A 24,828-nucleotide genomic window follows, 5' to 3' on the forward strand; every position below is an offset into this window, starting at 1 on the left:
CCCGTCGCTCAGCTGAGGTAGGGCTCGAAGTCCCAGTAGGGCCGGTTGCGTTGGCGGGCGGAGATGGTGTGCGGGTGCTGGGCGCCCAGGGTGCGGGTCAGCCCGAGCAGGCCGTCCTCCTCCAGCTTCCCGGCCTCCTCCTGCTCGCGGGCGCCGCGCAGATCGGCGGCGAGGGCGACCTGGCAGGACAGGGTGAGCGGATGCTCGTCGCCCAGCGAGCGCCGGGCCCGGCGCAGGGTCTCCCGGCTCAGCTCCACGGCGTCGGGGACACGGCCGTTGATGTTGCGGGCGCCGGCCGCGTTCAGGGCGCAGCCCAGCACCCAGGGGTGGTCCGCGGTGAGGGTGGCGGTGAGGCCGGCCAGGGCGGACTCGAACATCGACAGGGCCTCGGCGCGCTGACCGGCCGCCTGCATGATCAGACCGGTGTTGGAGAGCATGCCGGTGGCGACGGGGTGGGCCGGGCCGAGGAGCGCGCGGTAGCCCGCCTCGGCCTCGTCGATGAGTTCCCGGGCGTGTCCCAGGTCGCCGTGTTCGCGCAGGTAGTTGCCGTAGTTGGTGACGAAGGACAGGGTGCGGTAGTGCTCGCGGCCGTGCACCTGCTGGAGCTGCTCCAGGAGGCTGGCCATCGCGGAGCCCACGTCCTGGGTCCGGCCGCCCTCCCGGCGGCGACACATCACCAGCTGGGAGTGGGCCTCCAGGGTCTGCGGATGCTGCGGGCCGAGGACCTGGACGTGCAGCCGCAGCACCGGTTCCTGGCGGGCCAGGGCTTCCCGGTAGCGGCCGAGCAGGCGCAGGCTGTGGGTGACCGCGTTGCCCGAGCTGAGCGTGTTGATGTGCCGGGCGCGCAGGACGCTCTCGCGCCGGGCGAGGGTCTCCAGGTCGAGTTCGTAGGCCTCCGCGTAGCGGCCGAGGAGCCTGAGTCCCACGCCGAGGTTGTGCCGGGCGATCAGGGTGAGGATCTCGTCCGGTCCGAGCAGTGCCGCGTTGCCCTCCAGGACCTCCTGCTGGAGCGCGAGCGCCTCCTCGTAGCGGCCGAGCTGTCTGAGGCTGATGGCCAGCGTGCCCTTGATGGTCAGTTCGGCGAGCGGCTTGCTCTCCGGTGCCTGCTGGAGCCGTTCCAGGACGCCCCGGTCGAGGTCGTGCGCCTCGCGGAACCTGCCGCCGGCCCGCAGGATGTTGCTCTCCTGGGTGGTCAGGTCGAGCATGGGCTGCGCCAGCGGGTCCATGATCCTCGACCAGTTCTCCCGGATCCGGTGCGCGAGGTCCATTCCGGCGTTGTACTCACCGCTGCGCGAGCAGTACCGCAGGCAGTTGAGCACAGTCGCCTGAACCCTGGGCCGGCGGCTGCTCAGCGCACCGGAGGGCTCCAGGTGGGGCAGCAGTTCGGCGTACCGGGGCCAGTTCCTGCTGTCCAGCGGGTTGCCGGGGTCGGCCTCGGCGAGCAGGGTGCGCACCGCCCGGCGGTGGGTGGTGCGGCTCTCCTCGCTGGAGAGCTTGGAGACGATGTCGTGCACGAGGCGGTGCATGTGGACGGACTCCTGGTGCGGACCCATCTCGGCGACGACGGGCCCGCGGGTCTCGCGGGTGAGCACGGAGTAGTTGACCAGGGTGTCCAGGGCCCGGGTCCAGGCCGGCAGGTCGGTGGCCATCCAGCGCAGTTCCTCGGGCAGGTCGGCCTGCGGGTAGGCGCGGATGAAGCCGAGCGGGATGCGTCCGGGGGCGAACGAGGTGCACAGGCCCAGGATGTCGATGGCCTGCGGCTCGGAGCGGCGCAGCCGGTTCAGGAGTATCGACCAGGAGGTCATCGACGACTGCGGGAAGCCGTCGCCGGTGGCCGGCTCGTCGACGGTGGACAGCCGGCGTTCGCGCACCATCCGCAGGTACTCGGGCACCTCCATGCGCGACTCGCCGAGCCAGGAGGCCGCCTGCACCAGGGGCAGCGGTACGTCGCCGAACTCGGCGGCGACCTCGTCGGCCTCCGCGCCCGTGATGTGCGGGGCCCGGCGCAGCAGATAGGCGGTGGATTCCGCGCGCAGGAAGGCGGGGACTTCCAGGACGTCGGAGTGCTCGCTCCAGCCGCGGTTGCGGGAGGTGACGAGGACGTGTCCGGTGCCCTGCGGGAGCAGCGCGTTGACGCCGTCGGTGTCGTCCCAGCCGTCGAAGATGACCAGCCAGTTGCCCTGCGGTTCACCGCGCCGCAGGGCCTCCCGGACGGCCCGGATGCGCTCGCCCGGCTCGCTGCCGATGCGCAGGCCGAGTTCCACGGCCAGCTCTCCCAGACGGTCGCGCTGGATGTTGCGGTCGTCGGAGTTGACCCACCAGACCACGTCGTAGTCGGTGCTGAACCGGTGCGCGTACTCGGCGGCGAGCTGTGTCTTGCCGATGCCGGACATGCCGAGCAGGGTGCATACGGCGGCCCCGCGCTCGGCGTCGGCGAGGCGCTGGTGCAGGGCGGTGAGCAGGTCGTCGCGGCCGGTGAAGCGCGGGTTGCGGCGCGGGACCTCGCCCCAGATCTCGCAGCGCGACTCGGGGTAGCGGGCGCGGGTGCGCGTCGCTCTGGGCACTCGGCGGCGCTCCAGGCCCAGCCGGCCGAGCAGTCGGTCCTCGGCGGCCTCCTCGTTCAGCCCCCACAGGCTGGCCGGTTCGAGTACGGCGGTGGCGGGCAGCAACGGCCGGTTGGTGAGGTTGACGGCGGCGAAGCGCTCGGTGTGCGCGGCGACGAACCCGCGCAGGACGTCGTTCCACTCGGACGCCGGGCGCGGTCCCAGTTCGAAGAACCAGTCGTCCAGGACGAGCAGGACCGGCCCCGAGGAGAGCAGCAGGTCACCGAGGGAGTCCTCCAGCGGGACCTCGCGCGGCGGGTCCCAGCGCTGCAGAGTGGCCCGGTGTCCGTGACTCTCCAGGCACTGGGCGATCCACGCCGCCCACGAGCGGTGGTAGCCGGGAAAGACCACCAGGACGCGCTCGGGTGCCGATCCACCCTCGCCGTCCGACCGCCGCTGTTCCGCCATCGCACGCTCCCTGTTCCCGCGTCTGCCGCAGTGTCGCAGCACACGCTAACGCAACGCAGTCACCCCTTGACGAAGGGTCACGACAAGTTTCCGGCCGGTGTGCCGAGACTTTCGTGCCGCCGCCCCATCTCGCGGACGAACTCCCTTCCCGCATGGGTCAGTTCATCTGATCCAAGCAGGGCCGACAAGGCCTCGCCCACCTGTTCCCGGTACTTCTCGAAACGCCCCCCGGCCCGGTGGCGCCAGACCGCCGGCGCGGCGGGCTCGTTGCGGGCCCGCCGCCACAGGTCGGTGAGGGCAAGATGGGCGTACGCCCCCTGGAGCACCCCCAGCACCGGCCTCGGATCGGGCCGCCATCCCACCCGGTGCCGGGTGCCGCCGTTCTGGCGGCACAGCGGCAGCAGGTCGTTGAGGACGGTCAGCTTGGTGTGGTGCGTCTCGTGCACCAGGGACTCCGCCAGATCGCCGGCGTCGGAGGGGAACTGGGTCAGCACCGCGCCCGGCGCCGAGCGCAGGGTGGCGCTCACGGTGGTGCCGCCCGCCGGGCCGGGTGAGGCGAGCGGCACCAGGGCGAACAGCAGTGCGGTGACCTCCGTCGCCCGGTCCGGGTCGGTCGTCCGGAGTAGCGCCCGCGCCTCCCGCCAGCGCTGGGCCCACAGCCGGTGGGAGACCTCCTGGCGGCCGGCCGGCGCGAGGGCGTCCGGGCCTATCCCCCGCCCGGGCACGCGGTAGGGGTCGAGATCGTCCAGGACGGCCCGGCCGCCGGGCAGCGGCCGTACGGCGGACCAGCCCGGCCCGCCGCCCACGGTGCGCGCCGCCGGGCCGCGGGCCCGCAGCAGGACGACGCCGGGGCCGCCGGGGCGCTCCGCCATCCGGACCAGACCTGCCCGGCCGCTCAGCCGGACCCGGCCCGAGGGGCAGCGCAGGGTGCCGAGGCCGGGCAGGGCCAGAACCCCCGAGGGCAGGGCGAGCGCGGCCTCGAACCGGCAGCCCGCGCGCACGGCCGCGGCCACGGCGACGGCTCCCGTGTGCGCCAGCCGGTGTTCGAACGCCGGGCCGTCGGGGGCGCCGATCGCCTCGGCCAGCCAGGCTCCGGTCGTCGGGTAGTCGAGCACCTCCCGGACCGCCGCGGGGTCGGCGCGTTCCGCCTGTTCCAGCAGGGACCAGTGGTGCTCGAAGCGCTCGCGGGCCGTGGCCGGCAGGGCCGCGGAGTGCTGTTCGACGCGGACGAGGAGGGACTTGAGGAGCAGGAGTCGACGCGCGTGGAGCGCGGCACGCAGGGTCGCGGTGCCGGCCGGTGACGGCCGGGTACCGGCGAGTTCCGCGAGGACCTCGGGGGTGACCGGCAAGGTCACCCCCGCCCCTCCCGGCCCCGGGCGGCCGTACCGGATCCGACCGGAAACAGGCGCTCACCGGGGGCCGGCTCGTCCCAGACGGGGTCGTCGCTGTTGGAGTACCAGGTGTCCTCCAGGCCGGGTGAGCCGCCCAGCAGCCGGGCGACCGCCGCGTCCAGCTCTGGATGGCGCAGGGCACGCAAGGTCCGCAGGTCGACGTCACTGAGGTCGGGCGGGAGCACGGTCCGCCCGGGGTCGTCACCCGGGCCGAACATCCTCCCCGTACGCTCCGTCACCGTCGGCTCCTCCCTGCCCGCGCCCGCCCCGCACAGCCGCAACGGCTGCCCAGTTCTTCCCGACAGACCGGAGGCAGAAACACTGCCCGGATCAACTCCGGTCAAGCTCACCCCAGTTGCCCAAGGCCTGGGACCAGGCCCACCACGGTGGGGCGACCTCGTCCCACTCGGCCCCGGGCGGCCGCGGGGGTCGGCCCTCGGCCAGGTCCCGGGCCCTCAGCCGGGTCAGCTCCACGTCCGCCCAGTCGACCTCCCGCAGCGAGCCGACCAGCCGCTGCCACTGCTCCTGGGCCGCCTGGTACGCCACGCGGGCCGCTCCGGGGCGGCCCATCAGCGCGAGCACCGCCGCGCTGCCGTGCCGGGCGCGGGCCGCCGTCGCCGAGCCGGGTTCGCCGCCGTGGGCCGCACGGGCCTCGCGCTCGGCGTTCTCGTACGCCTGCAGGGCGTCCGTGAGCACCGGCGACCCGGCGTGGTGCCAGCCCTCCAGCCGTACCCGCCCCAACTGCAGCCACGTCTCCGCCCGTACGGCCGCGTCGGCCGCCGCGCGGACGGCCTGGCCGAGCAGGTGCCGGCTCTCGAACAGATCGGGCAGGAAGCCGAGGTGCCGGAAGCGCTGGGCCAGGGCGCTGCCCACCAGGGCCTGGAGTCTTCCCCGCTGGGCGGACCGGGCGGGCAGCGACTTCAGCGCCTCGCGCAGGACGTTCTCGGCGTGGTCCACGGCCTGGGCGCCGTCCCGCGTCGAGGCCCGCCGCAGCAGCGACTCGCCCCAGGCGGTGAGCAGTTCGCAGCGCCGGGCGCTGTCGGCGGGGGCCAGCGGCACGGCGCGCTCGTAGGCCGCGTCGGCCTCCCGCGCCTCCCCCGCCGCGTCGTGGAAGGCGGCCAGCGCGGCCAGGGTGGGCAGCAGCAGCCCGGGATCGTCACCGGCCGCCCGTTCGGCCCTCACCAGCGCCTCCCGTGTCTCGGCGTCCTCGGCGCCGGCCCCGCGCAGGGCCCGGGCCAGATCGAGCAGCGCGGGTCCGCGTACGGCGTCGGCGGCACCCTCGGCCTCCAGCAGCGCGCAGGCCTCCCGCAGTTCGGGTACGGCGGCGCCCGGGTGCCGCTGGTCGAGCAGGAGCCGGCCGCGCAGCAGGAGCCGGGCGCGGTGGGCCGTGGCGAACCAGGGCGCGCCCGGCCGCTCCGGGGGCTCGCCGGGGTCCGGGGTGCCGGTCCGCCCCGCCACCGCCGGCCAGGGCGGTGTGCCCGGGTCCAGGACCTCCAGTGCGGCGGCCAGCTGTCCGGCCTCCGCGGTCAGCCGCCACAGCTCACGCCGGCAGGCGGCCAGCTCCAGCGCCGCCTCGGCGCGTTCGGGGCCGTCGGCGGGGGCCGCGGCGTGCGCCGCCGCGAGTTCGGTCACGGCCTCGCGCAGCAGCGGTACGCGGTGGCCCGCGGCGCGGGCCGCCGCCGTACCGGCCTCCGCGCGCAGCACCCGGCCGAGGACCAGCCGGGCCCGCACCCCCGCGCCGGCGTCGGGCGGAGCCGGGGTGGCGGGCCCGTGGGCCGCCTCCTCGGCCTGTTCCCGGGCCCGGCGCAGCACCTCGGGGTCGGGCAGCCGCCGCCACTGGTCGAGCAGGCGTTCCGCCTCGGTGAGCGGGTCCGGGGTGACCAGTTCGGGCAGGTAGAAGCGCAGGACGCGGGCGGGGACCCGGGCGAACAGTTCGGCCTCGACGCTGCCGCCGCCGTCCGGTGCGCCGGTGTCGTCCGGGACGGCCCCGGCGGCGTCCGGGTCGTGGTCGGCGAGCCGGGCGGCGGCGAGCGCGGCGAAGTTGCGGGTGCCCCGGCCGAAGTGCCGTTCCACATAGGCCGAGCAGTGCTTGAGGACGAGCCCCGCGGTGGCCTGGTCGAGGGAGGCCAGCAGCAGGTCCTGCACCCGGCCGGGATAGGCGAAGCAGGGCTGCTCCTCGGTGCCGGGCAGCTGCCGCAGCAGTCCGCCGAGCAGCACCTCGGCCAGTTCCATGGGTCCGGTGTCGGGGAGCATGGCCCGCTGGACCAGTTGCATGACGGGCAGGGTCAGCGGGGCGGCGGCGAGGTAGACGGCCAGCCGGACGGCGCCGGGCGAGGCACCAGCCCGGAAGGCGCGCAACAGGTCGTCGTCGCTGCGGGCCGGGGCGGCGGGCCGGGCGCGGGACGGCTCGGGAAGCGGGGCTGGGGCGGCCGTATCAGGAGCAGGGCCAGGGCCAGGGCCAGGAGCAGTGTCAGGGCCGGTGCTCGGGCCGGTTCCGGGGCTGGTGAAGGCGGCCCAGGCGCGCTCGCTGGTCGGTCCGGTGCCGGCCAGCAGCCTGGCCCAGGCCTCGAAGGCCTGCGGGGTGGGCTGGAGCACGGGGACCGGCCGGGCCTCGGGGGCCGGTACCTCCCAGGGCTCGTCGTCGGGGAGGAAGTGGACCCGCCCGCCGACCTCCGCCGGTCGGACGAGCAGTCCGGGTTCGGCGGGCAGCGCGGTGCGGGCCCACAGGCGGGGCGGCAGCGGCTGGACGACGGCCAGCGGCGCGGCGCGCGGCCAGTCGTGCAGGAGGCGCTGGGCGCTGCCGTCCTGCCACAGGGGGCCCACGCAGTCACTGATGACGAAGGTCAGCCGCCGGCCCGTGGGATCGTGCAGCTCGTCGGCCGAGCGCAGCCGGGTGCGCCGGCCCGGCCCGGCCGTCGTACCGACCAGGGGGGCGCCGGAGCCGTCGGCGTAGAGGTGGTGGACGCGGACGGAGGCGAAGGCCCCGGACTGCTGGCAGGCCTGGCGCAGTTCCTCGACCAGCTGTCCCCAGACGGCCATGGCGGGGCCGGTGTCCATCAGCAGCTGGACGTCACAGCGGTGGCGGCGACCGGGCCGGGTGACGGGGAGCAGGATGCCGCTGGCGGCGGCGCGGTCGGCGGTGGCCGTCTCGTCGATCTGCTCGTCCGCGAGGGCGGCGGAGGCCACCCGGTAGCGGCCGAGCGCGCGCAGCGCCTTCTCCAGGCCGAGCAGCCCGGGCAGGGCGCTCGCGGCGGGGGCGCGCACCGGGAAGGCGGCCGGGGTGCCGCCGTCGGCGGGGCGGGGCGCTGCGCCCGGGGTGTGCAGGGGAACGGCGGCGGAGGCAGCGGCGGCGGACGTCCGGCGCTCGTCGGCCCGTTCCTCGTACGGTGCCGTCGGCTCGGGCGGGGACACGCCGGAGCCCTGGGCCGGAGGGGGCGCGGTGCGGTCCGGCGGGGCGTCGCGGGGCGCGCCCGCGCCGAGCCGCTGGGCCAGCCAGACGGCGTCCGCCACGTCCTCGGCGGTGGGTTCGAGACCGCCTTGGCGCAGCTTGCCGATCAGCTCGTCCAGACGCATCCCGCGCATCCGGCCATCACCTCGTACGGTCGAGCGGCTGCATGAGCATCTCGGCGATCCGCTCCCGGGTGAGGCTCTGCGCGTGCGGATCGTGCTGGGTGAGGAAGAGGGCGTTGAGGAGCTGGTCGGCGGCGAGCACCTCGCCCGGCTCGCGTTCCAGGAACCGCCTGATCAGATCGCCGCCGGCGGCGACGCCCCGCTCGCCGAGGTGCGCCTCGACCATGGCGGTCAGCTGCTCCTCGCCGGGCGGGTCCAGCTCCAGCTGGACGCAGCGGCGCAGCAGCGGGGCCGGGAAGTCGCGTTCGCCGTTGGAGGTCAGGACGATCACCGGGAAGGCCGTGCAGGCGACCCGGCCGCCGTGCACCGGGACGCGGTCACCGTCGTGGGTGAGCACCTCGACGACGGGTTCCCGGTCGGCCAGCCGCTCCAGCTCGTGGATCGAGAACTCCCCCTCCTCCAGCGTGTTGAGGAGGTCGTTCGGCAGGTCCAGGTCGCTCTTGTCGAGTTCGTCGATGAGCAGCACGCGGGGCCGCTCGGCGGGGAGCAGGGCGGTGCCGAGCGGGCCGAGCCGGATGTACGACCCGATCCCGGAAGGGGCGGGCGCGGCCGGGTCGTTGCCGCTTCGGGCCCGCTCCAGCTGGACGTCCTGGAGGCGGCCTATCGCGTCGTAGCGGTACAGGCCGTCCTGGAGGCCGGTGCGGCTGACGATCGGCCAGCGCAGCACCTTGCCCAGCCCGAGTTCATGGGCGATGGAATAGGCCAGGGTCGACTTTCCGGTGCCCGGGTTGCCCGTGACCAGCAGCGGCCGGCGCAGGTACAGGGCGGCGTTGACGGCGTCGACCTCGGCGGGCCGGGGCGCGTAGTTCTCGACGAGGCGGCGGCGTACGCCGAGCCGGCGGGCGCTGCTGGGGTCCTCGGGGCCGGACCGCGTGTCCTCCCGCGACGCCGTGAAGTCGCGCCAGGGCGGCGGCGCCGGCAACCGCCGTACGCCGTCGTGCGGCTGGCCCACTCCGCGGTAGATCCGCCAGTCGTTCACCTTGGGCTCCTCCCGGCTCTGGTGATCATGCAGCGGGTCCGGCCGTTCGACGTACGACGTTACCGCCAGGCGGCCGTGCCCGGTACGAGGTTCAGGGCGCCCGGTGTCATTTCCCGGAACGCGAACGCCCTTGCGGAACAGAAGAGTTGACGGGGGGTCGGGGAGTTCGGCCGGGGTCAGCCGCCGGGGGCGGCCAGCGGCGGGGGCCGCATGATCTCCGTTCCGTACGGTGGCCGGTCCGGCGGATCGAACAGTACGGCGAGTTTGCCCCTGAGTCCTTGAGGGCGGGCGGTCTCGGGGTCGGCCAGCCGAATGCGGAGGTCACGGACGGGGCCGTGCAGCGCGTCGGCGTGCCGGGCCAGTCCGAGCAGGTCGGCCGCCTGTTGGTGGAAGGCCTTGCACTCGTCGTGGTCGTGCGCGTCCCGGCGCCACAGCACCAGGGAGTGGCCGGCCATGAGCGCGTCCTTCAACGCCGCGAGGCCTTCTCCGCTGCCGACCGGACCGCAGTAGACCGGCACGCAGGCGTCGCCCATGGCCGACAGGGCGCGGTAGTACGGGTACTTGCCCGAGGGGCGGGCGCCCGGCGGGTGGCCGTCCGCCGGGGACCGGCCGTGCAGGGGCTCGTGGGCCATCGGGCCGAGCGCGACACCCCGCCGGCGCCGGCGCCACTCGGGCGAGGGCTGCCGGTCGCTGCGCCGGACGTCCCGGATGACGACGCTGCGGCGCAGCCCGAGCGGTATGGACCGCTCGTCGATCAGATCGGCGTCGTCGTCCTCGGCGCCGGGGCCGCCGCCGGGGCCGTCGGGAACCAGCTGCCAGTCGTCGACCGGCAGATCGAACAGCGTGCGCGGCAGGAACACCTCGACAGCGGCCAGGTGCTCCCCGTGGTCCCCCTGGCTCAACGCCAAGGCCAGCGGCTCCCGCAGCACCTCACCCAACTCCTCGGCCGGCACCCCGCGGTCGTCTCCGTCGACGGGCGTGACGTCCTGCCCGTCGTAGAGAAGCTGCACACTCCACGGATAACGCCCGTCGTACATGGCGGCCCCGACCCGGACGAGGACGTCGGTCCGGGTGGCGGGGGGTGCTGCGGGGGGCGACGGCGGCGGAGCGGCCGGGGTGGGGGTGGTCGGCGTGGGGGCGGTCGGCGTGGGGGCGGTCGGCGTGGGGGCGGGGACGGAGGTCACCAGGGCGGGCGCGGGCGCCGGGGCGGATGGCGCGGCGGCGGACGACCCGGGAGCCGGGGGCGACGGCACGGGAGCCGGGGGCGTTGGCACAGGAGCCGGGGCCGACGGCACAGGAGCCGGGGCCGACGGCACGGTGAGCGTGGAAGCGGGTGTGGGGGGCGGCGGCCCGGCGGAGCCGACGGCGTCCGCGGCCGGCTGGGCCCCGCAGGGCGCGCCGGCCCGCGCGACGTCGGACAGGCCTCCCATGGGCGGTCCCACCGGCAGCAGGCCGGACGGCGGCGCCCCGGGCAGGTCCCCGGACCCCGGGCTCCCGGACCGACCGCCGGAGGGGAAAAGACCGTCGAGCAGGTAGTGGACCGCCTCGCCCACCGCCCAGTGCCGATGGCCGTCGGCCTGCCCGGTGAGCCAGTCGGAAAACGCCCGCAGCCGCTCCCGGTTCACCTCGTCGGGCCGCTCCCGGACGGTCTTGCGGGCCACCTTCGCCGCGTAGAGCAGCACCGCGTCGAGGTCGACCAGCGTGCCGCCACCGCCGGGGTCCAGCGTGCGCAGCCCGTGCAGCAGCCCGGCACCCTCGCGCCAGGTCCGCACGTTCTGCAGGACCAGCGACCGCAGCCGTTCCCCGCGCACCTGCTCCTTGACCTCGTCGACGAGATGGACGATCTCCCCGGGCCCGGCGGGCGGCGGCAGGTGCGCGAGATGGCCGTAGAGCCGCGCCCGCGACTCGACGGTGATCCCGGAGGCCGACGGCACCTGGCCGGGCAGCGTGGCCTGGAGCGTGGTCCAGTTCGGGTACGGCGACGGGTCGTCGAGGAGGCGGACGTGGTGCAGGTCGTGTCCGCGCCGCACCGCGCGCAGGATCCGGGCGCCCCCCGGCAGGTCGAGCAGCTCGTGCAGCGCGGTGACCGGGACGGCGACCCCTTCCTCCCGGCGACGCCCCTTGATCACGCCGATGACGGAGCCGTACCGCAGATCCAGTACGGGCCCGCCGGACAGGCCGCCGATCGGCAGGTTGCCACCGAGCAGCAGCGCCCGCGCGTCGGAGCCGGTGACGTCGCCGATCCCGTGCCGAACGCCCAGCTCACCGGTCTGCAACGACCAGCCGTACAGCCCGACGGGCGCCGCGCTGCCCGGCTCACGGTCGCTCAGCCAGAGGCAGCGCACGTCGTCCGCGCCGCTCACCTCCACCAGCGCGAGATCGGGGAACGGCCAGGCATCCCGGGCGGCGCCGGGCGCGTCCGGCCCGGGCGCGACGAGGACGGCCGTGCCGGTGCCGGTACGTTCCCGCCAGGAGCCGTCGGCCGTGCGCTCCTGCCAGGTCACGCCCATGGCGCTCTCCCCTCGGCACACCCCAGCTCCCCCCTTCCCCACGACATGTGCGCAGGTCAGCAGATAACCCGGGGCTATGAAGAAGCCTGATCCCCAGTACGCGTCACGGCCCGTCGCATCCCGGTCCGTTGCATACCCGTCGGCCGAGGGGCCGATGCGTCCCAGGGAGGGGCGCACCATCTCGTCGAAGGCGCTCATTCGGCGCCGGACGCCGGGGGTCCGGGCGGTGCGTCACCGCCGCCTGCCGCGGCGGGACCGGTCCCGCCGGCCGCGCCCGCCGGTTCGGTCCAGGTCAGGGACACCGAGAGGGAGGATTTGCCGCCGCCCTCGGCGATGGCGCTCACTATCTTGCCGGACTGCGCCGTCAGTTCGATTCCGAAGCTGACGGACACCTGGACCGGGGCCGCGACATCGAGACCGGCGCGCAGGGAGCGCACGACGCCGCCGACCGTGCCGGCCAGCCCCCCGGCCATGTCGATGACCCGGTCCCCCAGCGCGGTGTCCCAGTACCCCCCGGCTTCCGGCTCGTCCTCGTCGCCGGCGCCGATCCTCGCCCATACGACGGTGCCGTCGTCGAACCGTATGCGTTCGACCCCTCCGCCCATGTCGCCCCCGTTCGCAGATGGGAGGAGAAGGCTAACCCCGGAGGAAGGGGAGAGGGAGGGGCTTGTCGGCCTCTGCTGCCCGCCCCGCCCGTTTTCCCCTCCCTACTCGTCGTCCTCGTCGTCGAGCCGGGCCAGCCAGGTCGCCAGCCGCTCGACCGGAACCTCGAAGTCCGGGTTGAGGTCCACGAACGTCCGCAGCTGCTCGGCGAGCCACTCGAAGGTGACCTCTTCCTCGCCGCGCCGCTTCTCCAACTCCTCGATCCCGCGGTCGGTGAAGTACATGGGTCTGCCTCTCCTGCAAGGTACGTCCGCGTCGTGCGCCGGGCTTCTCGTTGCGCTCGCAGACAGCCTATGCCTGCCCGAGGACCGGCGGCGGCGCCGCCCGAGTCATACGAAAGAGTGCTTGCCTCGGCGCGATATATCGTGTTCTATGGAAGACACGATATGACGTGTCGTGGCACGTCGACGCCGAGGAGGTCCCATGTCCGAGTGGTCGGTCACCGAGCCCAGGAAGCTCACCTTCGACACCCCCGTCAGCGACCTGCACGTCCGCATCGTCAACGGAACGGTCAACGTCGTGGGGACCGACGAGGGTTCCGCCCGCCTGGAGGTCTCCGACATCGAGGGGCCGCCCCTCGTGGTCACCCAGCGGGACGGCACACTCACCGTGGCCTACGAGGACCTCCCCTGGAAGGGCTTCCTGAAGTGGCTCGACCGCAAGGGCTGGCGCCGCAGCGCGGTCGTCTCCCTCGCCGTCCCGGCGGACACGCGGGTCGAGGTGGGCGTGGTCGGGGCCGGCGCGGTCCTTTCCGGACTGCGCGGGCCCACGGCGGTCAAGGGCGTGACCGGCGACACCACCCTGGTGGCGCTGTCCGGTCCGGTCCGCGCGGACACGGTCTCCGGGAACCTGGAGGCCCAGGCCGTCACCGGCGACCTGCGCTTCAACTCGGTCTCCGGCGACCTCACCGTGGTGGACGCCGCCGGCTGCGCCGTGCGCGCCGACTCGGTCAGCGGCTCGATGATCGTCGACCTCGATCCGGGCGGCCCCACCGACGTCAGGCTGACCAGCGTCTCCGGTGAGATCGCCATCCGCCTGCCGCACCCCGCGGACGCGGACGTGGAGGCCAACACGGCGAGCGGCACGGTCTCCAACGCCTTCGACGGCCTGCGGGTGCACGGCCAGTGGGGGGCCCACAAGATCACCGGCCGCCTCGGCGCGGGCACCGGCAAACTCCGCGCCACCACGGTCTCCGGCTCGATAGCCCTGCTGCGTCGCCCGCCCAGGGAGGACGAGGACGACGAAACGGGGTGGGAAGCCGCACCCCCGGCGGGGCCACAGGACATGACAGGGGACAATTCCGTTTCCGGCCCGGGCGCCGATGCCACCAGCGCCCAGGCCGACGGCACGACCGACAAGAAGGTGCTCTGACATGCCCCCCGTCTTCGCCCACGGCCGCCTCCGCCTCTATCTGCTCAAGCTGCTCGACGAGGCACCCCGCCACGGCTACGAGGTGATCAGGCTCCTCGAAGAGCGCTTCCAGGGCCTGTACGCGCCCTCCGCGGGCACGGTCTACCCCCGGCTGGCCAAACTGGAGGCCGAGGGCCTGGTCACGCACACCACGGAGGGCGGCCGCAAGGTGTACGCGATCACGGACGCGGGCCGGGCCGAACTGGCCGACCGCAGCGGCGAACTGGCCGACCTCGAACTGGAGATCCGCGAGTCGGTCGCGGAACTCGCCGCCGAGATAAGGGCCGATGTGCGCGGCGCGGCCGGTGATCTGCGGCGCGAGGTGCGCGCGGCGGCCTCCGAGGCCAGGCGCGGCACCAAGGACGCCCCGGGCGAGACCCACGGGGAGTACGGGGAGTACGGCGGCCTCGGTGACCTCGGCGACAAGGAGTCCTGGCGGGCCGCCAAGGAGGAGATGCGCCGCGTCAAGCAGGAATGGAAGGAGCAGGCCCGGCGCGCCAAGGACGAGAGCCGTCGGGCCCGTGAGGAGGCCCAGCGGGCCCGTCGTCAGGCCCAGGAGGCGCAGGCCCGGGCACGGGCGCAGGCCCAGGAGGAGGTGCAGCGCATCGCCCGCCGGGTCCAGGAGCAGGTGCAGGACCACTTCGCCCGGGGCGACTGGCCGACGGGAGTGCGGGAGGGGCTGACCGAACTCGCCAAGGAGTTCGGCGAGTTCGGCAAGGACTACGGGAAGGGGCTCGGTAAGGACTTGGGGTTCGGCCGCCCCTCGGAGGCGGCCGGCACCGGCCGGCCCGAGCCGCGGGAGCAGCCGGAGTACACGCACACCCCGCAGGACTTCCCCGCCGAGTACGAGCCGTCCTGGGCCCACGAGGACAGTACCGGCGACCCGTCCCGCGACCTCGACCGGCTCCTCGACCGGTTCCGGGACGACGTGCGGGACGCGGCCCGCGACCACGGTGTCACCCCGGAACAGCTCCGCGACGCCCGCCGCCATCTGTCGACGGCGGCGGCCCACCTCGGCGCGATACTGCGCCGCCCGAAGGTCTGACTCAGCCGCCCGTGCTGGTCAGCACGATCTTTCCGAACTGTTCACCGGAGGCGAGCCGTTCGAAGCCCTCACGGGCGCGGTCGAGCGGCAGTTCCTCGTCGATGACGGGACGTACACCGGTGGTGGCGCAGAAGGAGAGCAGGTCCTCCAGCTCGTCCTTCGTTCCCATGGTCGAGCCGACGACCTTGAGTTCGAGGAAGAAGATCCGGGTCAGCTCGGCGTGGGAGGGCCGGTCGCCGCTCGTCGCACCGGAGATGACCAGCGTGCCGCCGGGCCGCAGCGACTTCACCGAGTGGGACCAGGTGGCGGCGCCGACGGTCTCGATGACGGCGTCCACGCGCTGCGGCAGCCGGGCCCCGGACTCCACCGCCTCGACGGCGCCCAGTTCCAGCGCCCGCTTGCGCTTCGCCTCGTCCCGGCTGGTGGCGAAGACCCGCAGACCGGCCGCCTTGCCGAGCACGATCGCGGCGGTGGCGACACCGCCGCCCGCGCCCTGCACGAGCACCGAGTCACCGGGCCGGACACCGGCGTTGGTGAACAGCATCCGGTACGCCGTCAGCCAGGCCGTCGGCAGACAGGCGGCCTCGGCGAAGGAGAGCTCCCTGGGCTTGGGCAGGACGTTCCAGGTGGGTACGGCGACCTGCTCGGCGAAGGTGCCCTGATACCGCTCGGTGAGGATGGAGCGGGGTTCGTCCGGTCCGACGCCGTGGCCGGTCTGGCCGATGACGGAGTGCAGGACCACCTCGTTGCCGTCCTCGTCCACACCGGCGGCGTCACAGCCGAGGATCATCGGCAGCCGGTCCTCCGGGAGGCCGACGCCCCGCAGGGACCAGAGGTCGTGGTGATTGAGGGAGGCGGCCCGGACGTCGACGGTGCTCCAGCCCGGTCGGGCCTCGGGGGCCGGACGCTCCCCCAACTCAAGGCCGTTGAGCGGCTGGTCACGGTCGATGCGGGCGGCGTAGGCAGCGAACATGCAGCCGACGATAGGTGCGCCGTGCAGCCGACGGAACCACGAGGGGCTGTGACACATGCCCTCTTGCACCCGGCCACCCACACGGCCCAGCCGGCCGGCACGCCCGCCACACCCCCGGGCCTCACCCGAAGGGAAGGGCGATGGCCCCGCCCGGGCGGGCGGGGCCATCGGGTCACCGGCGGGCGACGCCCTCGGCTCGCGCGGCGGCCGCGACCGCCGCGGTGACCGCCGGAGCGACCCGCTCGTCGAAAGGAGACGGAATCACATAGTCGGCGGCGAGATCATCCCCGACCACTCCGGCCAGGGCCTCGGCGGCGGCGATCTTCATCCCCTCCGTGATCCGAGTGGCCCGCACCTGCAGTGCACCCGCGAAGATGCCCGGGAAGGCCAGCACGTTGTTGATCTGGTTCGGGAAGTCGGACCGCCCCGTCGCGACGACCGCCGCGTACTTGTGCGCCACCTCGGGGTGCACCTCGGGGGTCGGGTTGGCCATCGCGAACACGAAGGCACCCTCGGCCATGGAGGCCACGGCCGCCTCCGGGACCGTACCGCCGGAGACGCCGATGAAGACGTCGGCGCCGGCCAGCGCGTCCTCCAGGGAGCCGGTGACGCCCGCCTTGTTGGTGAACCCGGCGAGTTCCCGCTTGACCGGGGTCAGGTCCTCCCGGTCGGCCGACACGACGCCCTTGCGGTCGGCCACCGCCACATCCCCGATACCGGCCTCGACCAGCATCTTCGCGATGGCGACACCGGCCGCGCCGGCTCCCGAGATGACGGCCCGCAGGTCCGCGATCGAACGCCTGCTCAGCCGCGCGGCGTTGCGCAGGGCCGCCAGCGTGACGACCGCCGTACCGTGCTGGTCGTCGTGGAAGACCGGGATGTCCAGGCGCTCCTGCAGCTTGCGTTCGATCTCGAAGCACCGCGGTGCCGAGATGTCCTCCAGGTTCACTCCGCCGAAGGACGGGGCGAGCCGGACGACGGTCTCCACGATCTCGTCGACGCCGGTGCAGTCGAGCGCGATCGGCACCGCGTCCACTCCACCGAACTGCTTGAACAGAATCGCCTTGCCCTCCATCACGGGGAGGGAGGCCTGGGGACCGATGTCCCCGAGTCCCAGCACGGCCGTGCCGTCGGTGACGACGGCGACCACGGAGGACTTCCATGTGTAGTCGTTGACCAGCTCCGGCTGCTCCGCGATCGCGGTGCACACGCGCGCGACGCCGGGCGTGTACGCGAGGGAAAGGTCGTCCTTGTCACGGACCGGCACGGTGGCCTGCACGGCCATCTTGCCGCCGCGGTGCAGCGCGAACACCGGATCGAAGGAATCGAGGGGCTCGGCCCCGCCGTCCCGATCCGTACTGCCGTCGCTGCGAGGATTGACGATCTCCGCTGCCACTTCGTTTTACCCCTTAGCTATGCATGGTTTGAGGGTCGACCACTCCTGGTGAGGGGTGGGCGGGCACCGCGTAAGGCCCGGTTGCTGATACGTACGAGCACAGACGCGACGGGCGCGCCGCACACGCGCCCTGAGCCCCGGATGAGGGGTGTAAAGACCCTTCTTACCCGACGGACGGTGCCCAGGACGAGTCGAATACGGGCAAGGTCACATCGCGAGTCTCGAAGGTCACCGGCGGATGACTCGCGCATGACCTGCGGATGACCGAAGCGGCCGACCACATCGTGAGACAGACCGGAGATCTTCCGGCCGGAAACAGGGGTTCGCGCAGATGGTGCGGAGTGAGACATCCCTGTTATCCGATTTTGACATCTCCGCCCCTCTGATCCGTCTCATGCGAATGGCAAGATGCGGTAAACCCCCGAGGTCGCGACACCCGAAGGTGTGTGTTCCCGTCGACCCGTCGGCATCTCCACCCATTCGCCGGAGGAACCCACGATGACCGCAAGCTCCATCCGTCGTACGACCGCCACGCGCCCCCGTCTGGCGGCGGTAGGTGCGATCGCGGTCGCGGGCACCCTGCTGCTCACCGGCTGCGGTGACCAGACCAAGAACAGCGACAGCTCCTCCAGCGCGTCCGCCGGCTCCGCCCCGCTGGCCGGCAAGCTCCCCCAGGACATCCGGAGCAAGGGCGTCATCAAGGTCGGTTCGGACATCGCGTACGCCCCGGTGGAGTTCAAGGACTCCTCCGGCAAGGTCGTCGGTCTCGACCCGGACCTGGCCGCGGCCATGGGCAAGCAGCTCGGGGTGCGGTTCGAGTTCGACAACGGCACCTTCGACGCCCTGCTCACGGGCCTGCGCTCGGGCCGCTACCAGATAGCGATGTCCGCGATGACGGACAACAAGAACCGTCAGGACGGCGTCGACCCGCAGACCGGGAAGAAGGTCGGCGAGGGCGTCGACTTCGTCGACTACCTGACCGCCGGTGTGTCGATCTACACCCGCAAGGGCGACACCAAGGGCATCACCTCGTGGTCCGACCTGTGCGGCAAGAAGATCGCCGTGGAGCGCTCCACCGTCTCGGAGGACCTGGCGAAGGCCGAGACGAAGAAGTGTCCGAGCGGCAAGCAGATCACCATCGAGGCCTTCGACGACGACCAGCAGTCCCAGACCCGGCTGCGCTCCGGCGGCGCGGACGCGGCCTCCTCGGACTTCCCGGTCGCCGCCTACGCCGCGAAGACCTCCGGCGGCGGCAAGGACTTCGAGATCGTCGGCGCCCAGGTCGAGGCGGCGCCGTACGGCATCGCCGTCTCCAAGAGCGAGACCCAGCTGCGTGACGCGCTGCAGGCCGCCATGAACGCGATCATCAAGAGCGGCGAGTACCAGAAGATCCTCCAGAAGTGGGGCGCCCAGGACGGCGCGGTCAAGGAGTCCGTCGTCAACGGCGGCAAGTGACCGCGCACCCCGAGCGGCCACCGAGAGGCAACATCCGTGACTGACACAGAGAAGACGGCGGAGCCCAGGGACACGCCCGCGGCCGGCCCGGAGGCCATCAGGGCGATCCCGGTCCGGCACTACGGGCGGTACGTCTCCGCCGTCATCGCGCTCGCGATCCTCGCGGCGATCATCTACGCGTTCGGCCAGGGCAAGATCAACTGGCATGCCGTGCCGGACTACTTCTTCGACGACCGGATCACGACCGGCGTCGGCAAGACCCTCCTGCTGACGGTCCTGTCGATGCTGATCGGCATCGTCGGCGGCATCCTCCTCGCGGTGATGCGGCTGTCGAAGAACCCGGTGACCTCGTCCATCGCCTGGTTCTACATCTGGTTCTTCCGCGGCACCCCGGTCCTGGTGCAGCTGTTCCTCTGGTTCAACCTGGGCCTGGTCTTCGAGTACATCAACCTGATGCCGCTCTACAAGGACTACTGGTCGAACTTCATGACGCCGCTGCTGACGGCGTTGCTCGGGCTGGGTCTGAACGAGGCCGCGTACATGGCCGAGATCTGCCGGGCCGGTCTGCTCGCGGTCGACGAGGGCCAGACCGAGGCGGCGCACGCGCTGGGCATGAGCCACGGCAAGACGCTGCGGCGGATCATCATCCCGCAGGCGATGCGGGTGATCGTGCCGCCGACCGGCAACGAAGTGATCAACATGCTGAAGACGACCTCGCTGGTGGCGGCCGTCCAGTATCCCGAGCTGTTCCGCTACGCCCAGGACATCGGCCAGAACTCCGGCGCCCCGGTGGAGATGTACTTCCTCGCCGCCGCCTGGTACCTGATCATGACCTCGGTGCTGAGCGTGGGCCAGTACTACATCGAGCGGTACTACGCCCGCGGCTCCAGCCGCAGCCTGCCGGCGACCCCGTGGCAGAAGGTGAGGGCCAACATGCTGTCGCTGGGCCGGCCGAAGGGAGCGGTGGGCGTATGAGCGAGCCGCTGAGCAAGGCGGACTCCGTCGCGCCGCGCACGGTCCCGATGGTCAGGGCCGAGAACGTCCACAAGTCGTTCGGCGCGGTCGAGGTCCTCAAGGGCATCGACCTTGAGGTGAGGGCGGGCGAGGTGTTCTGTCTCATCGGCCCCTCCGGTTCCGGCAAGAGCACGTTCCTGCGCTGCATCAACCATCTGGAGAAGATCAACGCCGGCCGGCTGTACGTCGACGGCGAGCTGGTCGGCTACCGGCAGCAGGGCGACAAGCTCTACGAGCTGCGCGACCGTGAGGTCGCCCTGAAGCGCCGGGACATCGGCATGGTCTTCCAGCGCTTCAACCTGTTCCCGCACATGACGGCCGTGGAGAACGTCATGGAGGCCCCGATCCAGGTCAAGGGCGCCGGCAAGGCCGACGCGCACCACCGCGCGATGAGCCTGCTGGAGCGCGTGGGCCTGGCCGACAAGTCCGGGACCTACCCCTCGCAGCTCTCCGGCGGCCAGCAGCAGCGCGTCGCCATCGCCCGCGCGCTGGCGATGGACCCGAAGCTGATGCTGTTCGACGAGCCGACCTCGGCTCTCGACCCGGAGCTGGTCGGCGACGTCCTCGACGTCATGCGCGACCTCGCCGAGTCGGGCATGACCATGATCGTCGTCACCCATGAGATGGGCTTCGCCCGTGAGGTGGGCGACAGCCTGGTGTTCATGGACGGCGGGGTGGTCGTCGAGTCCGGCCACCCGAGGGACGTCCTGACGAACCCGCGGCACGAGCGGACGCAGTCGTTCCTGTCCAAGGTGCTGTAGACACCACGGTTCCACGACGCGCAAGGGGCGGTACGGCATCCCGTACCGCCCCTTGCGCGTCGCTACGGCCGCGGTCGCTACGGTCACGTCACTTCAGGGCGAGCAGCAAGGTGTCCGAGGGCGAGCACCACACCGGCCGGGCCTCCGCGAAGCCCTTCTCGCGCAGCACGCGCGCGTGCCACGCCGCGGACGGCATGTCGCCGTCGGCGTGTTCGCCGTAGATCTCGAAGCGGCGGGCGGTCGGCTCGGCCAGGACCGGGTCCTGGGCGGCGAGCTGCCACCACTCGGCCCAGTCCAGCGCGCCCGTCCCCTTGGCCTGATCCATGCGGGCGTGCCGCTGGGCGCGCTCGGCGGCGTTGATCCGGGGCGTGGTGTCGTCGATCATGTGGTCCGCGTTCATGAAGACACCGCCGTCGCGGACGAGTCCCGCGACCTGACCGTAGAGGGCCGCGAGGGGTTCGCTGTGCAGCCAGTGCAGGGCGGTGGCGGTGAGGACCGCGTCGTAGGAGTCGTGGGGCAGTCGCGCCGTCCAGTCGGGGTCCTTGAGGTCGGCGGTGACGAGGGTGACCCGTTCGTCGTCCGCGAAGGAGCCCTCGGCGATGGCGAGGAGGGCCGGGTCGAGGTCGACGCCGGTGCTGGTGGCGCCCGGGAGGCGGGCGAGCAGCCGGGCGGTGATGGTGCCGGTGCCGCAGGCCAGGTCGAGCACGCGCGGGGTCGTACCGACGAGGGCCTCCACCATGTCGAGCATGACGCGGAAGCGCTCCTCCCGGTCCGGCATGTACCACTCCTGCTGGCGGTCCCAGCTGGTCTGCCAGGCCGCCCAGTCGGTTCCGGTGGCGCTTCCCGTGCTGCTGCTTCCGGTGCTGTTTCCGGTGCCACTTCCCGCGTTCGCGGACATGAGATCCCCCTCTTCAGTCGCCACGTAATACCCTGAATGCACGATCAGCTGTTACCGACCGCGCATTCACGACCATAGAGCCCCTCCGTAAGGACTACAAGTGGAACTGGCCTATTACTCGGATTACGCCGTACGTCTCGTCAACAGCGAGGAACCGGCCCGGGACAAGGACTCCCTGACCTCCGTCGAGGCCGTCCGCGAACTCTTCGGCGCGAACGCCCAGGCCGCCCGCCGTGCCACCGACGCCGACGTCACCCGCTTCCGCTCGGTCCGGGCCCGGCTGCGCGCGGTCTTCGAGGCGGCCGACAAGGGGGACGAGACGCTCGCGGTCGACCTGCTCAACTCACTGCTGCTGGAGTTCCCGGTGAGCCCGCAGATCTCGGGGCACGACCACCGCGACGAGGACGGCCGTCCGCTGTGGCACATGCACCTGGCGGACCATCCGTCGAACGCGACGACCGGCTACACGGCGATCGCGGCCATGGGTCTGGCATTCCACCTGACCGAGTACGGCGTCGACCGTCTCGGCCTGTGCGAGGCGCCCCCCTGTCGCAACGCCTACCTGGACACGTCCACCAACCGCTCCCGGCGCTACTGCTCCGACCGCTGCGCGACCCGCGCCAACGTGGCCGCCTACCGGGCCCGCAAGCGCCTGGAGGCCGACCGCCCGGAGAACACCGGCCGCGCCGCCGACAGCGCCCAGCGCAGCAGCGCGAGCGGCGAGCGCTGAGCGGGCTTGAGCGGCCGGTAGCGGAAGCGGACCCGGCCGAGGATCAGGTCCTCCGGCACGGTCCCGTAGTCGGTGCTGTCCCCGCCGGCGTAGGCGTTGTCGCCGAGCACCCACCAGCCGCCCTCGCGCCGCTCCACGGCACGCTTGACGACCAGCAGGTCCTGCTGGAAGGGGTGGCGCAGGACGACGACGTCACCCGGCCGGATCCTGGTCCCGTACTGCACCAGGAGCTGGTCCCCGTGATGGAGGGTGGGGACCATGGACGGCCCGGTCACCTCTGCCAGCCCGAAAGGCGGGACGGCCCTCCCCCGCTCGGTCTCCTGCGACAGCTCCGGCATCCCCGGCACCTCCCCGGTCCGTTCATCCACCAGTCTGAGTCTGACCCCGTACTTTTGTCCTAAGCCCTAGGGGGCACTCGCGAAAACCCGTCCCTCAGGGAGTAATGTCCCACCTGAGAAGACGATCACGAGGAAGGAATGCTCCATGCTTTCCCGCCTGTTTGCCCCCAAGGTCAAGGTCAGCGCGCACTGCGACCTGCCCTGCGGCGTGTACGACCCGGCCCAGGCCCGCATCGAGGCGGAGTCGGTGAAGGCCGTCCAGGAAAAGATGGCCGCCAACGACGACCCGCACTTCCAGGCGCGTGCCACCGTCATCAAGGAGCAGCGCGCCGAGCTGGCGAAGCACCACGTCTCCGTGCTGTGGAGCGACTACTTCAAGCCCCCGCACTTCGAGAAGTACCCGGAGCTGCACCAGCTGGTCAACGACGCCCTGAAGGCCCTCTCGGCCGCCAAGGCGTCGAAGGACCCGGAGACCGGCCAGAAGGCCCTTGACTACATCGCCCAGATCGACAAGATCTTCTGGGAGACCAAGAAGGCCTGATTTTTTCCTGCGCCTTCTGACCTGCGGTTTCTTTTCATTGCAGCGTCTCCCTGTCCGCACCCGGTCCGCAGGACGCCGAGCACGGTGTCCATGGCGGTCCGGGTGCGGTCTTTGCTCTCCCGCCGCGCAATCCACGCCGCGGAATCCACGCCGCGGAATCCACAACGGCGCGCGGTGCTCGGCATCGTGGCCCGCGAGGGCTACGGGGCGCCCCTCGCCCAGGCCTTCACCGGCGGCAGACCAGAATGCCGCCCTTGGGCGTGATCTCGAACGCGCCGTGGCGTGCGAGGTGGTCGGTGAGGAGGGCGCGGGCCCGGTCGACGGTCGCTTCGAAGGGGACGTCGTGCTGGTCCGCCCAGGCCTGGTAGGAGGCCATGTAGGCGATGACCGGCTCGGGGTCGCGGACCGTGATGGTGCCGGGCAGTTCGATCGTCTCGATCCGGCCGAACTCCTCGCCCAGACGGTCCTGGGCCTGCTCCAGGGTGAAGCGGGCGCTGAGCGCGATACGGGCCGGCCCGCGTCCGGTGCCGAGGACGTCGCCCGCGGCCCGCTGCCACAGATCGTCGAGTTCGGCCTTGTCGCGGGCCCTGTTGCTGGAGACGACCACCACGCCGTCCCGGGTGACCACGCGGCTCAACTCCGCGACGGCGCGGGCGATGTCGGGCACGTGGTACAGCATGTGCATGGCCAGGGCGGCGTCGACGCTCCCCGTGGCCAGCGGCAGACGGGCGGCGTCCGCGACGGCGACCGGACCGGGAAGGGCGGCCAGGATGCCCGGGGACAGGTCAAGGCCCAGCACGGTCAGATCGGGCCGCTCCGCGCGCAGCCGCCGGAGGTACGTGCCGTTGCCGCAGCCGACGTCGACGACGCGCCCGCGCACGTCGGCCAGCTTCTCGGCGACGATTCCCTGGATGTCGTGACGCGGCGTCTGCCACTGGTAGAGCGACTGGCGGACGGCCAGGTCCCGGTCGCTGTGGTAGGCACTCCCGGCGAGACGCTCCCGGTCGGTGAGGGCGGCGTCGTGTGCGGCGGATAACTCGGTCACGTCGGCAGCTCCGGTGGCTGGGCGGCGATGGGCCTCCACCGTACGGCGGGCACCCGCCGGCGTGTGCGGCTTCGGCCCCAACGGTTCCCTCCCGTCGCCCCCTTTCCCGTGGAACTGAGACGTGATCAGGTGAGCGGCCGTGGAGGCGCTGTTCCGGTCCGTGCCATGCTGGTCCGGTGACCCTTGAGGACCTGGTACGACTGCGGCGGGCCCGCGACCGTATGGACCGCGAGTACGCCGAGCCGCTCGACATGACCGAGCTGGCCCGCACCGCCCTGATGTCCCCCGGCCACTTCCAGCGCAGCTTCCGCAAGGCGTTCGGCGAGACGCCGTACAGCTACCTCATGACCCGCCGCGTCGAACGCGCCAAGGCCCTGCTGCGCCGGGGCGACCTCACCGTCACCGAGGTCTGCCTGGCCGTCGGGTGTACGTCGCTGGGCTCCTTCAGCTCCCGGTTCACCGAGCTGGTCGGCCAGACGCCGAGCGCCTACCGGGCGAGTTCGCACGAGGCGAGCGCCCCGATCCCGTCCTGTGTGGCCCGTACGTTCACCCGTCCGCGTCGCCGCCCGTACTGACCAGGTCACTCCCCACTCCGCGGCCCTACACTGGCAGTTCTCAACACCGTTGCCGGACAGGGTCATTGAGGAAACCGGGGGAGCCGTGACCACCGCACTCATCTCCGTCCTGAGCGAGGAACCGGTCGCCGACGCCGAGTCCCTCACCGACTGGCTCAGAGGCGAGCCCTCCCTGGCCGGCAAGGTCCGCCTGACCGGCGGCCCTCCCGCCCCCGGCCACCTGGGCGGCGCACTGGACACGGTGACCGTGCTGCTCGGCGCGGGCGGCCCGCTCACCGTGCTCGCCTCCTGTCTGCGCGCCTGGCTGACCCAGCCGCGCCGCAGCGACGTACGCCTGGAGATCCGCCGGGCCGACGGCTCGGGCGTGGAGATCGACGCCAAGCGGGTGCGCGGCGACGACCTCACCGGGCTGCTGCGCCGGGCCCTGGAGGAGGAACGGCCGGAGCAGGACGTACGGGAGTGA

Annotated in this window: 22 protein-coding genes; 9 read left to right on the forward strand and 13 right to left on the reverse strand. The window is 72.7% G+C overall.

Going from position 1 to position 24,828, the window contains the following annotated elements:
• Positions 1–8: 8 nt before the first annotated feature.
• From fxsT to ACFYMM_RS00345, 8 genes are all read right to left on the reverse strand, one after another.
• The gene (gene fxsT / locus ACFYMM_RS00310) at positions 9–3,011 is read right to left on the reverse strand and encodes an FxSxx-COOH system tetratricopeptide repeat protein (RefSeq protein ID WP_388382241.1); all 3,003 of its coding nucleotides are present in this window, start codon (positions 3,009–3,011) and stop codon (positions 9–11) included.
• A 77-nt stretch (positions 3,012–3,088) separates the two neighbouring features.
• Positions 3,089–4,366 carry an aKG-HExxH-type peptide beta-hydroxylase gene (locus ACFYMM_RS00315; RefSeq protein ID WP_388382243.1) on the reverse strand — a complete coding sequence of 426 codons (1,278 nt, stop codon included), beginning with the start codon at positions 4,364–4,366 and terminating at the stop codon, positions 3,089–3,091.
• Entirely contained in the window at positions 4,363–4,641 is a 279-nt protein-coding gene (locus tag ACFYMM_RS00320) for a hypothetical protein (RefSeq protein ID WP_388382244.1), read from the reverse strand. The genes ACFYMM_RS00315 and ACFYMM_RS00320 overlap by 4 nt, the downstream gene beginning before the upstream one ends.
• Positions 4,642–4,732: 91 nt before the next feature.
• Positions 4,733–7,984, reverse strand: a complete 3,252-nt coding sequence (locus tag ACFYMM_RS00325; RefSeq protein ID WP_388382246.1) for an SAV_2336 N-terminal domain-related protein — start codon at positions 7,982–7,984, stop codon at positions 4,733–4,735.
• Positions 7,985–7,991: 7 nt separating this feature from the next.
• Entirely contained in the window at positions 7,992–9,011 is a 1,020-nt protein-coding gene (locus ACFYMM_RS00330) for an AAA family ATPase (protein ID WP_388382247.1), read from the reverse strand.
• Between the two features lie 176 nt (positions 9,012–9,187).
• Positions 9,188–11,719 (reverse strand): trypsin-like peptidase domain-containing protein, encoded by a 2,532-nt coding sequence (locus ACFYMM_RS00335; protein WP_388382250.1) that lies wholly within the window; start codon positions 11,717–11,719, stop codon positions 9,188–9,190.
• Positions 11,716–12,126: a CU044_2847 family protein gene (locus ACFYMM_RS00340; RefSeq protein ID WP_388382252.1), complete on the reverse strand. Its 411-nt coding sequence runs from the start codon at positions 12,124–12,126 to the stop codon at positions 11,716–11,718. Before ACFYMM_RS00340 ends, ACFYMM_RS00335 begins: the two co-directional genes overlap by 4 nt.
• 102 nt (positions 12,127–12,228) lie before the next feature.
• Complete coding sequence (locus ACFYMM_RS00345; RefSeq protein ID WP_003992906.1) at positions 12,229–12,408, reverse strand: DUF6104 family protein; 180 nt, start codon at positions 12,406–12,408, stop codon at positions 12,229–12,231.
• Between the two features lie 199 nt (positions 12,409–12,607).
• Here ACFYMM_RS00345 and ACFYMM_RS00350 point away from each other — a divergent pair, with 199 nt between their 5' ends.
• Together ACFYMM_RS00350 and ACFYMM_RS00355 are read left to right on the forward strand one after the other, a co-directional pair.
• Positions 12,608–13,555, forward strand: coding sequence for a DUF4097 domain-containing protein (locus tag ACFYMM_RS00350; RefSeq protein ID WP_388382255.1), 948 nt, complete (start codon positions 12,608–12,610; stop codon positions 13,553–13,555).
• 1 nt (position 13,556) lies between these two features.
• On the forward strand, positions 13,557–14,639 hold the full coding sequence (locus tag ACFYMM_RS00355; protein WP_388382257.1) for a PadR family transcriptional regulator: 1,083 nt from the start codon (positions 13,557–13,559) through the stop codon (positions 14,637–14,639).
• 1 nt (position 14,640) lies between these two features.
• On the opposite strand, the gene ACFYMM_RS00360 is transcribed toward ACFYMM_RS00355, so the two are convergent.
• Together ACFYMM_RS00360 and ACFYMM_RS00365 are read right to left on the reverse strand one after the other, a co-directional pair.
• Positions 14,641–15,612 (reverse strand): zinc-binding dehydrogenase, encoded by a 972-nt coding sequence (locus tag ACFYMM_RS00360; RefSeq protein ID WP_388382259.1) that lies wholly within the window; start codon positions 15,610–15,612, stop codon positions 14,641–14,643.
• Between the two features lie 172 nt (positions 15,613–15,784).
• The gene (locus ACFYMM_RS00365) at positions 15,785–17,008 is read right to left on the reverse strand and encodes an NADP-dependent malic enzyme (protein ID WP_388382261.1); all 1,224 of its coding nucleotides are present in this window, start codon (positions 17,006–17,008) and stop codon (positions 15,785–15,787) included.
• Positions 17,009–17,506: 498 nt separating this feature from the next.
• Here ACFYMM_RS00365 and ACFYMM_RS00370 point away from each other — a divergent pair, with 498 nt between their 5' ends.
• From ACFYMM_RS00370 to ACFYMM_RS00380, 3 genes are read left to right on the forward strand one after another with little or no spacing between them, the layout of a single operon-like run.
• On the forward strand, positions 17,507–18,463 hold the full coding sequence (locus ACFYMM_RS00370; RefSeq protein ID WP_388382263.1) for an ABC transporter substrate-binding protein: 957 nt from the start codon (positions 17,507–17,509) through the stop codon (positions 18,461–18,463).
• A 36-nt stretch (positions 18,464–18,499) separates the two neighbouring features.
• Complete coding sequence (locus ACFYMM_RS00375; protein WP_388382266.1) at positions 18,500–19,438, forward strand: amino acid ABC transporter permease; 939 nt, start codon at positions 18,500–18,502, stop codon at positions 19,436–19,438.
• On the forward strand, positions 19,435–20,238 hold the full coding sequence (locus tag ACFYMM_RS00380; RefSeq protein ID WP_388382268.1) for an amino acid ABC transporter ATP-binding protein: 804 nt from the start codon (positions 19,435–19,437) through the stop codon (positions 20,236–20,238). The genes ACFYMM_RS00375 and ACFYMM_RS00380 overlap by 4 nt, the downstream gene beginning before the upstream one ends.
• An 88-nt stretch (positions 20,239–20,326) precedes the next feature.
• Here ACFYMM_RS00380 and ACFYMM_RS00385 read toward each other — a convergent pair whose 3' ends face one another.
• On the reverse strand, positions 20,327–21,136 hold the full coding sequence (locus ACFYMM_RS00385; protein ID WP_388382271.1) for a class I SAM-dependent methyltransferase: 810 nt from the start codon (positions 21,134–21,136) through the stop codon (positions 20,327–20,329).
• Between the two features lie 100 nt (positions 21,137–21,236).
• Between ACFYMM_RS00385 and ACFYMM_RS00390 the strand changes: the two genes are divergently transcribed.
• Positions 21,237–21,866: a CGNR zinc finger domain-containing protein gene (locus ACFYMM_RS00390; protein ID WP_388382273.1), complete on the forward strand. Its 630-nt coding sequence runs from the start codon at positions 21,237–21,239 to the stop codon at positions 21,864–21,866.
• Here ACFYMM_RS00390 and sodX read toward each other — a convergent pair.
• Positions 21,770–22,204 (reverse strand): nickel-type superoxide dismutase maturation protease, encoded by a 435-nt coding sequence (sodX, locus tag ACFYMM_RS00395; RefSeq protein WP_388383272.1) that lies wholly within the window; start codon positions 22,202–22,204, stop codon positions 21,770–21,772. The genes ACFYMM_RS00390 and sodX overlap by 97 nt on opposite strands.
• A 145-nt stretch (positions 22,205–22,349) precedes the next feature.
• Here sodX and sodN point away from each other — a divergent pair, with 145 nt between their 5' ends.
• Positions 22,350–22,745, forward strand: coding sequence for a superoxide dismutase, Ni (sodN, locus tag ACFYMM_RS00400; RefSeq protein WP_388382275.1), 396 nt, complete (start codon positions 22,350–22,352; stop codon positions 22,743–22,745).
• A 226-nt stretch (positions 22,746–22,971) separates the two neighbouring features.
• Here the strand turns inward: sodN and ACFYMM_RS00405 are convergent, their stop codons facing one another.
• Positions 22,972–23,790, reverse strand: a complete 819-nt coding sequence (locus tag ACFYMM_RS00405) for a class I SAM-dependent methyltransferase (RefSeq protein WP_388382277.1) — start codon at positions 23,788–23,790, stop codon at positions 22,972–22,974.
• A gap of 176 nt (positions 23,791–23,966) precedes the next feature.
• Here ACFYMM_RS00405 and ACFYMM_RS00410 point away from each other — a divergent pair, with 176 nt between their 5' ends.
• Together ACFYMM_RS00410 and ACFYMM_RS00415 are read left to right on the forward strand one after the other, a co-directional pair.
• Positions 23,967–24,365, forward strand: a complete 399-nt coding sequence (locus ACFYMM_RS00410) for a helix-turn-helix domain-containing protein (protein ID WP_388382279.1) — start codon at positions 23,967–23,969, stop codon at positions 24,363–24,365.
• 85 nt (positions 24,366–24,450) lie between these two features.
• A complete protein-coding gene (locus ACFYMM_RS00415; RefSeq protein WP_388382281.1) occupies positions 24,451–24,828 on the forward strand; it encodes a hypothetical protein in 378 nt (125 codons plus the stop codon).

The organism is Streptomyces sp. NPDC006739, from assembly GCF_042869815.1.
In the GTDB taxonomy this organism is placed as follows: Bacteria; Actinomycetota; Actinomycetes; order Streptomycetales; family Streptomycetaceae; genus Streptomyces.

Excerpts from the sequence above, each read along its gene's own strand:
- ACFYMM_RS00385 (WP_388382271.1), bottom strand. The coding sequence starts at position 21,136 with ATGTCCGCGAACGCGGGAAGTGGCACCGGAAACAGCACCGGAAGCAGC.
- fxsT (WP_388382241.1), bottom strand. The coding sequence starts at position 3,011 with ATGGCGGAACAGCGGCGGTCGGACGGCGAGGGTGGATCGGCACCCGAG.
- ACFYMM_RS00335 (WP_388382250.1), bottom strand. The coding sequence starts at position 11,719 with ATGAGCGCCTTCGACGAGATGGTGCGCCCCTCCCTGGGACGCATCGGC.
- ACFYMM_RS00370 (WP_388382263.1), top strand. The coding sequence starts at position 17,507 with ATGACCGCAAGCTCCATCCGTCGTACGACCGCCACGCGCCCCCGTCTG.
- ACFYMM_RS00340 (WP_388382252.1), bottom strand. The coding sequence starts at position 12,126 with ATGGGCGGAGGGGTCGAACGCATACGGTTCGACGACGGCACCGTCGTA.
- ACFYMM_RS00345 (WP_003992906.1), bottom strand. The coding sequence starts at position 12,408 with ATGTACTTCACCGACCGCGGGATCGAGGAGTTGGAGAAGCGGCGCGGC.
- sodN (WP_388382275.1), top strand. The coding sequence starts at position 22,350 with ATGCTTTCCCGCCTGTTTGCCCCCAAGGTCAAGGTCAGCGCGCACTGC.
- sodX (WP_388383272.1), bottom strand. The coding sequence starts at position 22,204 with ATGCCGGAGCTGTCGCAGGAGACCGAGCGGGGGAGGGCCGTCCCGCCT.
- ACFYMM_RS00380 (WP_388382268.1), top strand. The coding sequence starts at position 19,435 with ATGAGCGAGCCGCTGAGCAAGGCGGACTCCGTCGCGCCGCGCACGGTC.
- ACFYMM_RS00360 (WP_388382259.1), bottom strand. The coding sequence starts at position 15,612 with ATGTTCGCTGCCTACGCCGCCCGCATCGACCGTGACCAGCCGCTCAAC.
- ACFYMM_RS00350 (WP_388382255.1), top strand. The coding sequence starts at position 12,608 with ATGTCCGAGTGGTCGGTCACCGAGCCCAGGAAGCTCACCTTCGACACC.
- ACFYMM_RS00325 (WP_388382246.1), bottom strand. The coding sequence starts at position 7,984 with ATGCGCGGGATGCGTCTGGACGAGCTGATCGGCAAGCTGCGCCAAGGC.
- ACFYMM_RS00355 (WP_388382257.1), top strand. The coding sequence starts at position 13,557 with ATGCCCCCCGTCTTCGCCCACGGCCGCCTCCGCCTCTATCTGCTCAAG.